Origin of the sequence: Craurococcus roseus, from assembly GCF_039523795.1 — a bacterium.
GTDB lineage: Bacteria > Pseudomonadota > Alphaproteobacteria > Acetobacterales > Acetobacteraceae > Craurococcus > Craurococcus roseus.
The window spans coordinates 22,052-33,933 of record NZ_BAAAFZ010000012.1; the positions used below are offsets into that span (position 1 = coordinate 22,052).

The following is an 11,882-nucleotide window of genomic DNA, read 5'->3' on the forward strand; positions in this document are numbered from 1 at the left end:
CCGGCTTCCGGCCCCCGTGATACGCCCGAGGTACAATCCGGCTGCGACCGCACGGGAGGCGTTTCGGGTGTCGATTTCGTGCTTGAAGCATGGTGGCGCCCTCGCCGCCGCCCTGGCATTGGCCGGCTGCAACGGCCTCTCGCAAGGCACCGGCAGCGGACCGGTGACGGGCGCCGCGGCCGGCAGCACCAGCGTCAACGCCGTCGACTCCCTCCAGCGGTGCAGCGAGCCGCTCGGCACGCTGGCGGTGGACGACGGCCGCAACCAATACTGGTGGGGCCCTTTCTACAGCCGGACGCAGGTCACGTCGATCGAGCCGATGGTCCGGCTCGTGGTGCAGCAGTCCAACTGCTTCATCATCACCTCGCTGGGCAACCAGCGGATGGAAGGCCGGATTGCCGGCATCACCCAGTACCAGCGCAACAGCGGCGAGTTCCGCGCCGGCTCCAACCAGCAGCGCGGCCAGCGCGTCGCCGCCGATTACTATCTGGAACCCGCCATCCTCTTCGCCGGCGACACGACGAGCGGGCTGACCGGCGGGCTCGGCGGCCTCGGCGGGCTCGCCGGCGGTCGCTGGGGCGGCTTGGCCGCCGGCGCCCTCGGCGGCGCGCTGCGGTCCAACAGCACCAACGTCACGATGTCCCTGGTGGACATCCGGAGCGGCGTGCAGATCGCCGCGTCGGAGGGCAGTTCCACGGCGACCAACCTCGGCGCGAGCCTCGCCGGCCTCGGCATCGGCGGCGGCACGGCGCTCGGCGGGGGGATGGGCGGCTTCACCCGCACGCCGCAGGGCCAGGCGACGGTCGCGGCCTTCGTGGACGCCTACAACAAGCTGGTGGTCGCCACCCGCAGCTACCGCGCCCAATCCGTCCGCGGCGGCTCCGGCACCGGCGGCCTGCTGCGGGTGAACTGAGGCCTTCGCGGGCGTGCGCCCCGCCCCGCTCCTCTTGGCGCTCGCGGCCGCGGCGGCCTGCGCTCCGCGGCCGCCGCCGGGCGCGGTCCTGGGCGATGCCGTGCGGGTGTGCGAGGAGGGCCGGCCTTGCGAGGTCCGGCCGACCGCATCCGCCACCTTCCGGCCGGAAGAGGCGAATCGCAGGGGCGAGCGGCAGCAGGACCCGGACGCCTACCGCGGCGAGGACCTCGGCGAATTGCGCGCCGCCGAGGAGGCGGGCGACCGGCGCGCCGCCTACCGCCTGGGCCTCGTCCACCAGCAGGGCTTGGCCGGCGCCCCGCGCGACCCGCGCCTCGCCACCCGCCACTTCGAGCGCGCGGCTGAGGCCGGGCACCCCTGGGCGCGATTCCGGCTGGCCCAGATGCTCGACGTCTCCGGCGCGAACCGGGCGCGGAGCCTGGAACTCAAGACCGCCGCGGCCGACGCCGGGGTGGCGGAGGCGGCCGCGCTGCTCGGCACACAGTACCGCGAAGGGCGGGGCGGCGTGCCGCGCGACGCCGCCGAAGCCGCGCGCTGGTTCACCGTGGCGGCCGAGAACGGCGTACCGGAGGCGCAATACAACCTCGGCCTCATGCACTACCGGGGCGAAGGCGTGCCGCGGCAGCTCCACGAGGCGTTGAAGTGGATGCGCCAGGCCGCGACCAACGGCCACGTGCCGGCGCAGCGCGCGGTGGGGCAGCTCTACCTCACCGGCCTCGACACCATGGGCCAGGATTTCCAGGAGGCGCGCACTTGGCTCGCCAGCGCCGCCAGCCAGGGGGACCGCGAATCGCAACGCCTGCTGGCCGACCTCGACCGCGCGGTGGCGGCGGACCGGGACTACGTGCGGCGCTTCCGGCTGCTTTCGCCCTACACCGCCGGGTATTGGGGGTCCGCCCCTTACGCCGGCTATTGGTGGCGGCCCTACGGGCATCCCGGTCATTACGGGTGGTATTGACAGCGCATCGACTATTGCGCTTTCAAGTGACAGTCATGTAAGACTTTCCGCTGGTGGACGCGTGTCCGCCAGGTCTTTCGGGGCAGCCTGGGTTCGCCGTGGGGACGGCGGCAGGGGGGCAGGCTTCGGGAAACCGACAACGCCAGACCTGACGGAGTGCGCGGGCCATGCCCCACGGGACTCGGATTCGGACCACGGCGCCGCTTCGCCGTCTCGGCGCCGCCGGTGCCGCGCTTTCCTTGGCGGCGCTGCTCGCCGCCTGTGGCGGCCAGCCGGCGCAGAAGACGTCCTCCCGCGGCGGCGTCGTGACGCACAGCGGCCACTACAACCGCCCCGCCTCCTACGCCGCGCCCGGCCCGGCCCACGACCCTTGGGGGCCCTGGATCCGCGACGCGTCCCGCCGCTTCGACGTGCCGGAGCGCTGGGTGCGCGAGGTCATGCGCCAGGAATCCGGCGGTCGCGTCAGCGCCACCAGCCCGGTCGGCGCCATGGGCTTGATGCAGGTGATGCCCGGCACCTACGCGGAGTTGCGCTCCCGCTACGGCCTCGGCGAAGACCCGTACCACCCCTACGACAGCATCATGGCCGGCACCGCCTACATCCGCGAGATGTACGACCTCTACGGCTCGCCGGCCTTCCTCGCCGCCTACAACGCCGGCCCGCGACGGCTGGAGGACTACCTCTGGAGCAGCCGCGGCCTGCCGGGCGAGACGCGCAACTACGTCGCCCGCATCGGCCCGAACATCGTGGGCCACAGCCCGAACCGCCGGGCGGCGCCCGAGATCTACGCCGCCGCCGAGATCCCGCTCAGCATCCCGGCCGGCCCGCGCCGGATGGACACGGCGACCATGCTGGCGCTCCGCGAGCAGCGGAACGCGCAGCAGCCCGGCATCCAGGTGGCGCAGCTCCCGGCCGGCCCGGTGGTCCGCATGGAGCCGATTCCGGACGGCTCCACCTACGCCGCCGAATCCGCGCCCTTGCCGCCGCCGGTGCAGGTCGCGTCCCTGTACCAGACGCCGGTGTCCGGCCCGGTGGTCAGGATGGACCCGATCCCCGACGGCTCGACCTCCGGCCCAATCGTCCGAATGGAACCGATCCCGGACGGCTCCACCTACCTGGCGCGGGAAGCGGCCGTGCCGACGCCGCCGGCCTTCGCCGCCGCGCCGGTGCGCCAAGCGGCTCCCGAGCCGCGCCGCGCCGCGCCCGACACCACGGCGCGCACCGCGGCGGTGCTCGCCAACATCAACGCTCCGCCGCCGCAGCAGCCGAGCGGCCGGAAGGGCCTGGGCCTGATCGGCTCGGCCTACGCCGCCACGCAGCCGAACGCGCCGCGCCCCTCCGCCAAGGAGCCCGCGACGGGCGGCTGGGCGGTGCAGGTGGGCGCCTTCGCCAGCGAGAACCTCGCCCGCAGCGCCGCGAACACCGCGCGGGGCGGCGCCTCCGCCGGCCGTGTGGTGGTGGTGCCGGTGTCGCAGGGCCGCAACACGCTGTACCGGGCGCGCGTCACCGGGCTTTCGCAGTCCACGGCGGAGCAGGTGTGCGGCAAGCTGCGCGGCCGCGGCGGCTGCATGGTGCTCTCGCCCAGCGCCCAGGGCTGACCTTCGCCGGCGCGGCCGGAGGGCCGCGCCGGCCCTGGGGCCCGCCGGCCCCTTGCCCCCCTCCCCGGCCTCCCGCACCTTGCGGGGAACGGGAAGGGGAACGCCATGCGGGCCGAGGCCGCTGCCGCCGCGTCGCCAAAGGATTTCGCGTCGCTCGACGCGCTGGTGCGGCCGCGCTCGGTCGCGCTGATCGGCGCCTCGGACGAGCCGGCGCGCATCGGCGGCCGGCCCATCGCCTACATGAAGGCGCGGGGGTTCAAGGGCGCCATCTACCCGGTTAACCCGAAGCGCAAGGCGGTCCAGGGTCTAACCGCCTACGCCGCCGTGCCGGACCTGCCGGAAGCGCCCGACCTCGGCATCGTCGCCGTCCCCGGTGAGTTGGCGATCCAGGCGCTCGACGCGCTGGGCGAGAAGGGCTGCCGCGCCGCCATCGTCTTCACCGCGGGCTTCGCCGAGGTGGACGAGGCGGGGCAGGCGGCGCAGGACCGGCTGACCGCCGTGGCGAAGAAGCACGGCATCCGGATGCTCGGGCCGAATTGCCTCGGCGTGTTCAACGCGACCATCGCCTTTTACGGCACCTTCTCCGCGAGCTTCGAGAAGGGCTGGCCCATACCGGGGCGCATCGGCATCGCCTCGCAATCCGGCGCCTACGGCACCCACGTCTTCGCCGCCGCTCTCGACCGCGGCCTCGGCACGGAGGTGTGCATCACCACCGGCAACGAGGCCGAGGTGGCGCTCGGCGACGTGCTCGGCTGGATGGCGCAGGCGCCGGAGGTGGAGGTGATCTGCGCCTACGCCGAGGGCATCCGGGAGAGCGCCGGTTTCATCGCCGCCCTCGACCTCGCGCGGCGCAACCGCAAGCCGATCGTGATGATGAAGGTCGGCCGCTCCAGGCTCGGCGGGCAGGCGGCGCAATCGCACACGGCTTCCATCGCCGGCGACGACGCGGTGACGCAGGCGGTGCTGGACGAGTTCGGCGTGGTGCGGGCTCGGACCACGGAGGAGATGTTGGACTTCGCCTACGCCGCCGCCAAGCGCATCTATCCCGCGCGCAACACGCTCGGCGTCCTCACCGTTTCGGGCGGCGCCGGCGTGCTGATCTCGGACGCGGCGGAGGCGGCGGGGCTGGCGATGCCGCCGATGCCGGAAGAGGCGCAGGCGCGGCTGCGCGAACTGGTGCCGTTCTGCGCGCCGCGCAACCCGGTGGACTGCACCGCCCAGGTGACGAACAACCTGCCGCTCATCACCGAGTTCACGGAAAGCGTGGCGAGGGACGGCGGCTACCCCTCCATCCTCGCCTTCTGGTCGCAGGTGGCGGCGGGCAGCAGCGTCGGGCCGGTCCTGCATCGGCAGATGCGCGAGGTGCGCGCGAAGTACCCGGACCGGCTCTGGGTGATGTCCATGCTCGCGCCGAACAAGGTGCGCGAGTACGAGGCGGACGGCTGGCTGGTGTTCGAGGACCCGGCGCGGGCGGTGAACGCGATCGAGGCGATGGGCCGCTTCGGCGCCGCCTTCGCCGCGCCGGAGCCCCCTCCCCCGCCCGCGGCGCCGGTGGTGGCGCTGCCGCCGCACACGCCTTCGGAGGCGGTGGCGAAGGCGCTGCTCGGCGCCGCCGGCGTGCCGCCGGTGCCGGAGCACGCGGCGCCGGACAGCGAGGCGGCGGTCGCGGCGGCTTCGGCCATCGGCTACCCGGTGGTGATGAAGATCCTCTCGCCCGACATCCTCCACAAGAGCGAGATGGGCGGCGTGCTGCTGGACGTGGCGGACGCGGAAGCGGTGCGGCACGGCTTCGCCACGCTGGTGGACCGCGCCCGCCACCACGCGCCGGCGGCGCGGATCGAGGGCGTGCTGGTCGCCAAGCAGATCAAGGGCGCGGTGGAGATGGCGCTCGGCGTCATCCGCGACCCGGTGTTCGGGCCGGTGGCGATGGTGGGCCTGGGCGGCATTTTCATCGAGGTGCTGAAGGACGTCAGCTTCCGGCGCTGCCCCTTCGGCCCGGAGGAAGCCGAGCGCATGATCCGCTCCCTCCGCGGCTTCCCGTTGCTGGACGGCGTGCGCGGGCGCCCGCGCGCCGACGTGCCGGCGCTGGCCCGCGCGCTGTCGGCGCTCTCCGCTTTCGCCGTTTCGGCCGGGCCGCGCCTGCTTTCGGTGGACGTGAACCCGATGCTGGTGCTGCCGGCGGGCCAAGGCTGCTACGCGGCGGACGCCGTGGTCGAGGTCGCGGCGGAGGAGGCGGGCTGACATGCCGATCGATTACGAGAAGCTGCTGAACTACCCGATACCCGAGGTGCGCCAGACGCTGCGTTGGCAGGACGTGGCGCTCTACAACTTCTCCATCGGGCTCGGGCAGGACCCGATGGACGAGCGGCAGCTCGACTTCCTGTACGAGCCGCGGCTGAAAGCCATGCCTTCCATGCCGGTGGTGCTCGCCGCGCCGGGCTTCTGGTCGCGGAACGAGGACACCGGCATCACCTGGAAGCAGATCCTCCACGGCGAGCAGGGGGTGGTGCTGCACCGCCCGCTGCCAGTGGAGGGCGAGGTCATCGGCCGCTCCCGCGTCACCGGGCTGGTGGACCGCGGCGAGGGCAAGGGCGCGCTGATGTACTCGGAGCGCGAGGTGGTGGACGCCGCGACGGGCGAGGCGCTGGCGACGCTCACCAGCACCTCCTTCCTGCGCGGCGATGGCGGCTTCGGCGGCCCTTCCGGCCCGGTGAAGCGGCCGCATCCGGAGCCGGAGCGGGTGCCCGACGTGACGTTCGACCTCGCCACGCGGCCGGAGCAGGCGTTGATCTACCGGCTGAACAGCGACCTCAACCCGTTGCACATAGACCCCGCCGTGGCGCGCGACGCCGGCTTTCCGCGGCCGATCCTGCATGGCCTCTGCACCTTCGGCACCGTCTGCCACGCGCTGCTGCGGGGCCTGTGCGGTTACGACACGGCGCGCTTCGGCCGCATGGAGCTGCGCTTCTCCTCGCCGGTGTTCCCCGGCGAGACCATCCGCACCGAGATCTGGCGCGAGGAGGGCGGCGCGGCCTTCCGCGCCCGCGTGGTGGAGCGCGACAAGATGGTGGTCAGCAACGGCCTGTTCCGGTTCGCCACGCCATGAGCGAGGCCTACGAGCGCTTCAAGGCGCTGCACGAAGGCCCCGGCGCCTTCGTCATGCCGAACCCGTGGGACGGCGCCTCCGCCGTGCTGCTCAAGCGCGCGGGCTTCCCGGCGCTGGCCTCCACTTCGCTCGGCATCGCCTTCGCCTTCGGGCTTCCGGACGGCGCGGCGGCGGTGAGCCGGGCGGAGGCCGTGGACAACGCCGCGATGATCGCCCGCCTCACCGGCCTGCCGGTGAACGGCGACCTGGAGGACGGCTTCGGCCCCTTGCCGGAGGACTGCGCCGAAACGGTGGAGGCCGCGGTCGCCGCCGGCCTTGCGGGCCTCGGCATCGAGGACACCACCGCCGATCCCGCGGACCCGATCCACGAGTTCGACGAGGCGGTGCGCCGGATGCGGGCCGCCGCGCGCGCCGCGAAGGGCCGCATCCTGCTCACCGGCCGGACCGACAACTTCCTCCACGGCCGCCCGGACCTGGACGACACCATCCGCCGCCTCACCGCCTTCGCCGAGTGCGGCGCCGACGTGCTCTACGCCCCCGGCCTGCCCGACATGGCGGCGATCGAGGCGGTGGTGCGCGCGGTGGCGCCGAAGCCGGTGAACGTGGTGTTCGGCCCGCGCTCGGGGCCGGTGCCGCTGGACGTGTTGAGCGCGGCGGGCGTGAAGCGGGTCAGCCTGGGCGGAGCGCTCTACCGGCACGCCATGGGCGCGCTGGTGCAGGCGGCGGAGCGGCTCAAGGCCGGCGATTTCGGGTTCATGGGCGGGGCGGTGTCCGCCTCGGAGGTGACGGCGCTGCTGCCATGATCAACAAGATAGTCTCTTCCATCGCCGAGGCCCTGGAGGGCGTGAAGGATGGCTCCGTGGTGCTGATCGGCGGGTTCGGCTCCGTCGGGCAGCCGGACGCGCTGATCGAGGGCCTGATCGAGCAGGGCGCCAAGAACCTCGTCGCGGTGCTGAACAACGCCGGCACCGGCCGCGTGGGCGTGGCGAAGCTGATGGAGCTGGGGCGGGTCCGGAAGGTCGTCTGCTCCTTCCCGCGCTCGGCGGGCTCGGTGGTGTTCGAGGAGCTGTACCGCGAAGGCAAGCTCGAGCTGGAGATCGTGCCGCAGGGCACGCTCGCCGAGCGGATGCGCGCCGCCGCCGCGGGCATCCCGGCCTTCTACACCGCCACAGCCGCCGGCACCTTGCTGGAGCAGGGCAAGGAGACGCGCGAGTTCAATGGCAAGCGCTACGTGATGGAGCGCGCGCTGAAAGGCGACGTGGCGCTGGTGGAGGCGTGGGAAGCGGACCGCTGGGGCAACCTCGCTTACAGGGGCTCAGGCGGGAACTTCAACCCGGTGATGGCGACCGCGGCGGAGCTGACGGTCGCGCAGGTGCAGCACATCCGCGAGCTGGGCGAGATCGGCCCGCACCGGATCGACACCCCCGGCGTGTACGTGAACCGCGTCGTGCAGGTGGACCGCGGGCCGCCCTGGACGGGGTGAGCCGGCGGGCGTAGGGCTTCCGAGGGGAGGAGACGCGACACGATGCAGCCCTTCAGCCGCGACCAGATGGCCCGACGCGCCGCCGACGACATACCGGAAGGCTGGTGCGTCAACCTCGGCATCGGCATCCCGACGCTGGTGGCGAACCACGTGCCCGCCGAGCGCGAGGTGGTGTTCCACTCCGAGAACGGCATCATCGGCATGGGGCCGGCGCCGCCCGAGGGGCAGGAAGACCCGTGGCTCATCAACGCCGGCAAGCAGCACATCACCCTGATGCCCGGCGCCTCCTTCGTCGGCCACGCGGACAGCTTCGCCATGATCCGCGGCGGCCACATCGACCTGTGCGTGCTCGGCGGCTTCGAGGTGGCGGAGAACGGCGACCTGGCGAACTGGGCCACCTCCGAGAACGACACCGCGCCGGCGGTGGGCGGCGCGATGGACCTCGCGGCCGGCGCCAAGCGGCTGTGGGTGCTGATGGAGCACACCACCAAGGACGGCCGGCCCAAGCTGGTGGAGCGCTGCGGCTACCCGCTCACCGGCCTCGCCTGCGTCACGCGCGTCTACACGAACTTGGCGGTGCTGGACGTGGTGCCGGGACGCGGCTTCGTGGTGCGGGAGATGGCGCCGGGGGTGGACTTCGGGACGCTCCAGGAACGCAGCGCCGCGCGCCTCCACCTCGACTCCTAAGCCGGGAAGAGAGCCGCCATGAGCGCCGCGCTGGACGACACGGAACGCGACGAATCCATCCGCATGATCCGCGACAGCGCCGCCGCGGTCGCGCCCCCGGGCGGCGACCTGAAGCGCGTGCGCGACCTGCGCTTCAAGGACCCCGGCTTCGACCGCGAAACGCTGCGCCGGATGGGCGAGATGGGCTGGATCGGCCTGCGCGCGCCGGAGGGGCGGGGCGGCGCGGGCCTCGGCATGGGCGAGGCGTGCGCGCTGGCGGAGGCGCTCGGCGGGGGGCTGGCGCCGGAGCCGCTGATCCCGTGCGCCCTCTCGGCCGGCTTGTTGGCGGCGACGGGCGGCGCCGGGCCGCTCGACGCGGCGCTGGCCGGCGAGATGGTGGTGCTGACCGCGTGGCAGGAGCGCGCGGACACCCTCGACGTGCCCGGCACGGCGGACGCGCCGCGGCGCTTCGTGCCGATGGCGGCCGGCGCCGACCTGTTCCTGGTTCCGGTGCGCGAGGGCGGCAAGCTGGCGCTCTACGCGCAGCCCGCCACCGGCGCCGGCGTGGCGGTCGAGCGGACGCAGGACGGCGGCAACGTCGGCACGCTGCGGCCTTCTCTCGGCGGGGCGGAGAAGGTCGCGGGCGACGCGGAGGCGGCGCTCGCCGCGGCGCTGGACGAGGCGGCGCTCGCCACCAGCGCCTACCTGCTGGGCGTGATGGAGCGCGCGTTCGGCATGACGGTGGACTACCTCAAGACGCGCCAGCAATTCGGCCGCGTCATCGGCACCTTCCAGGCGCTCCAGCACCGCGCCGCCGACCTGTCCATGCAGATCGCCTTGACGCGGGCCAGCGTGGAGGCGGCCGCGGCCTCGCTCGACGGCGGGGCCACGGGCGACGCGCGCCGGGCCGTGGTCTCGCGCGCCAAGGCCCGCGCCGCCGAAGCCTCCATGGCCGTGACGCGCGGCTGCGTGCAGCTTTCGGGCGGCATCGGCTACACGGACGATTACGACGTCGGCCTGTACCTCAGGAAGGCGATGGTGCTCGCCAACCAGTACGGCAGCGCGGCGCTGCACCGCCGCCGCTTCATGGCCCTCGTTCCGGAGAGCGACGAATGACGAGCGACGCCCCGATCATGCGCGTGCTGGAGGAGCGGCGCGGCGCCGTGCTGGTGCTGACGCTCGACCAGCCGGCGCGGCGCAACGCCCTTTCCATGCCGCTCCGCACGGCGCTGACCGCTGCGCTGGAACGGGCGCAGGGGGACCGCGGCGTGCGCGCCGTGGTCGTCACCGGCGCGGGCGACCACTTCTGCTCCGGCGGCGACATCTCCGGCATGGACGTGAAGTCGCCGCTCGAAGGGCGCGAGCGGATGCGGCAGTCGCACCAGCTCATCCGCTTGCTGGTGATGGGCGGCGTGCCGGTCGTCGCGGCGATCGAGGGCTACTGCGTCGGCGCCGGCCTGTCGCTCGCCTGCGCCTGCGACACCATCGTGGCGGCGGAGGACGCGCGGCTCGGCGCCGGCTTCGGGCGCATCGGGCTGATGGCCGACCTCGGCCTGCCGCACACGCTGCCGCACCGCGTCGGACAGGGGAGGGCGCGGCAGATCTTCCTCTACCACGAGCAGATGACGGCGGCCGCCGCCGAGCGCATCGGCCTCGTGGACCATGTGGTGCCGAAGGGGCACACGCTGGACAAGGCGATGGAGAAGGCGCGCTTCCTCGCGGAGCAGGCGCCGGGGCCGATGGCGCTGACCAAGCAGATGCTGGGCGAAGGGCTGGACCGCGCGCTGGAGCAGGAGCGCCACTTCCAATCCACGCTGTTCCTGACGGAGGATTTCGCCGAGGGCCGCGCCGCCTTCCTCGGCAAGCGCCAGCCGGAATTCAAGGGAGGCTGACACCATGGACGCGATCGCGGTGCCCCCGCCGCAGGAGCTGGACGGGCTGGACGACGAGGTGTTCCGCCAGGTCGTGCGCCGGTTCCTGCGCGACAACTACCCGGACGAGATCCGCAACCCGCCGCAGCGCCTGCATTGGGACGAGTGCAAGCATTGGTACCACACGCTGGCCGAGAAGGGCTGGCTCTGCCCCGGCTGGCCGAAGGAGCACGGCGGCCTCGGCCTCTCCCCGGCGAAGCAGATCATCCTTTCGGAGGAGTACGAGCGCTACGGCGTGGCCCGCACCCCGGACCACGGCATCGTCATGCTCGGGCCGCTGGTGATCCGCTACGGCACGGAGGAGCAGAAGAAGCGCTTCCTGCCGAAGATCCTGACCGGCGAGCACGTGTGGTGCCAGGGCTACTCCGAACCTAATGCCGGCAGCGACCTCGCCGCGCTGCGGACGGAGGCGGTGCTGGACGGCGACCACTACGTGGTCAACGGCCAGAAGACCTGGACCACGCTCGCCACCGATGCGAACTGGATGTTCCTGCTGGTGCGGACGGACAAGCAGGCCAAGAAGCAGGAGGGCATCTCCTTCCTGCTGGTGGACATGCGGACGCCGGGCATCACCGTGCGGCCCATCGTCAACATCGAGTTGCACGACGAATTCTGCGAGGTGTTCTTCGACAACGTCCGCGTGCCGAAGGAGAACCTGGTCGGCCAGATCAACAAAGGCTGGGACATGGCGAAGGCGCTGCTCGGCTTCGAGCGCATCTTCATCGGCGCCCCGCGCCAGTCCGCCTACGCCCTGTCGCGCCTGCGGATGCTCGCCGAGCGCATGGGCGTGTGGGACGACGCGGACTTCCGGGACCGCTACGCGCGGCTGCGGCTGGACCTGGAGGACCTGAAGGCGCTCTACGGCGTGTACGTGGCGAAGCTGAAGCGCGGCGAGCCGCTCGGCCCCGACGTGTCCATGCTGAAGGTGATCCAGACCGAGCTGTTCCAGCGCATCACCGACACCATGCTGGAGATCGGCGGCGAGAACGCGGGGTTGCTGGAGCCGATGGAAGGGAACCGCGACCTCAACATCGGCGGCCTGTTCATCCAGGCGCGCCCGGCGACGATCTACGGCGGCTCCAACGAGATCCAGCGCAACATCCTGAGCAAGAACGTGCTCGGCCTGCCGGGCTAGGCCCGGTCACTCGGCCGCGGCGGCCGGTTCGCCCGACGCGCGGCCGGCTTCGGGCTTCGCCGCCGGGGGCGGGG

Annotated in this window: 11 protein-coding genes; all 11 read left to right on the forward strand. The window is 73.0% G+C overall.

The window, feature by feature from the left end:
- The first annotated feature begins 67 nt into the window (after window positions 1-67).
- The 11 genes from ABD067_RS06735 (at window position 68) to ABD067_RS06785 (ending at window position 11,808) form a co-directional block, all read left to right on the forward strand.
- Window positions 68-913, forward strand: a complete 846-nt coding sequence (locus ABD067_RS06735; protein WP_343894434.1) for a hypothetical protein — start codon at window positions 68-70, stop codon at window positions 911-913.
- A 13-nt stretch (window positions 914-926) separates the two neighbouring features.
- The gene (locus tag ABD067_RS06740; protein ID WP_343894435.1) at window positions 927-1,889 is read left to right on the forward strand and encodes a tetratricopeptide repeat protein; all 963 of its coding nucleotides are present in this window, start codon (window positions 927-929) and stop codon (window positions 1,887-1,889) included.
- A 167-nt stretch (window positions 1,890-2,056) separates the two neighbouring features.
- Window positions 2,057-3,487: a transglycosylase SLT domain-containing protein gene (locus tag ABD067_RS06745; protein ID WP_343894436.1), complete on the forward strand. Its 1,431-nt coding sequence runs from the start codon at window positions 2,057-2,059 to the stop codon at window positions 3,485-3,487.
- Window positions 3,488-3,592: 105 nt separating this feature from the next.
- Window positions 3,593-5,728, forward strand: a complete 2,136-nt coding sequence (locus ABD067_RS06750) for an acetate--CoA ligase family protein (protein ID WP_343894437.1) — start codon at window positions 3,593-3,595, stop codon at window positions 5,726-5,728.
- 1 nt (window position 5,729) lies between these two features.
- On the forward strand, window positions 5,730-6,593 hold the full coding sequence (locus ABD067_RS06755; RefSeq protein ID WP_343894438.1) for a MaoC family dehydratase: 864 nt from the start codon (window positions 5,730-5,732) through the stop codon (window positions 6,591-6,593).
- On the forward strand, window positions 6,590-7,396 hold the full coding sequence (locus tag ABD067_RS06760; protein ID WP_343894439.1) for an isocitrate lyase/PEP mutase family protein: 807 nt from the start codon (window positions 6,590-6,592) through the stop codon (window positions 7,394-7,396). Before ABD067_RS06755 ends, ABD067_RS06760 begins: the two co-directional genes overlap by 4 nt.
- Window positions 7,393-8,076 (forward strand): 3-oxoacid CoA-transferase subunit A, encoded by a 684-nt coding sequence (locus tag ABD067_RS06765; protein WP_343894440.1) that lies wholly within the window; start codon window positions 7,393-7,395, stop codon window positions 8,074-8,076. The genes ABD067_RS06760 and ABD067_RS06765 overlap by 4 nt, the downstream gene beginning before the upstream one ends.
- 42 nt (window positions 8,077-8,118) lie before the next feature.
- Complete coding sequence (locus ABD067_RS06770; protein WP_343894441.1) at window positions 8,119-8,763, forward strand: 3-oxoacid CoA-transferase subunit B; 645 nt, start codon at window positions 8,119-8,121, stop codon at window positions 8,761-8,763.
- Window positions 8,764-8,781: 18 nt separating this feature from the next.
- Window positions 8,782-9,858 carry an acyl-CoA dehydrogenase family protein gene (locus ABD067_RS06775; protein ID WP_343894442.1) on the forward strand — a complete coding sequence of 359 codons (1,077 nt, stop codon included), beginning with the start codon at window positions 8,782-8,784 and terminating at the stop codon, window positions 9,856-9,858.
- A complete protein-coding gene (locus tag ABD067_RS06780) occupies window positions 9,855-10,634 on the forward strand; it encodes an enoyl-CoA hydratase/isomerase family protein (protein ID WP_343894443.1) in 780 nt (259 codons plus the stop codon). Before ABD067_RS06775 ends, ABD067_RS06780 begins: the two co-directional genes overlap by 4 nt.
- A gap of 4 nt (window positions 10,635-10,638) precedes the next feature.
- Entirely contained in the window at window positions 10,639-11,808 is a 1,170-nt protein-coding gene (locus tag ABD067_RS06785; protein ID WP_343894444.1) for an acyl-CoA dehydrogenase family protein, read from the forward strand.
- The last annotated feature ends 74 nt before the right edge of the window (window positions 11,809-11,882 follow it).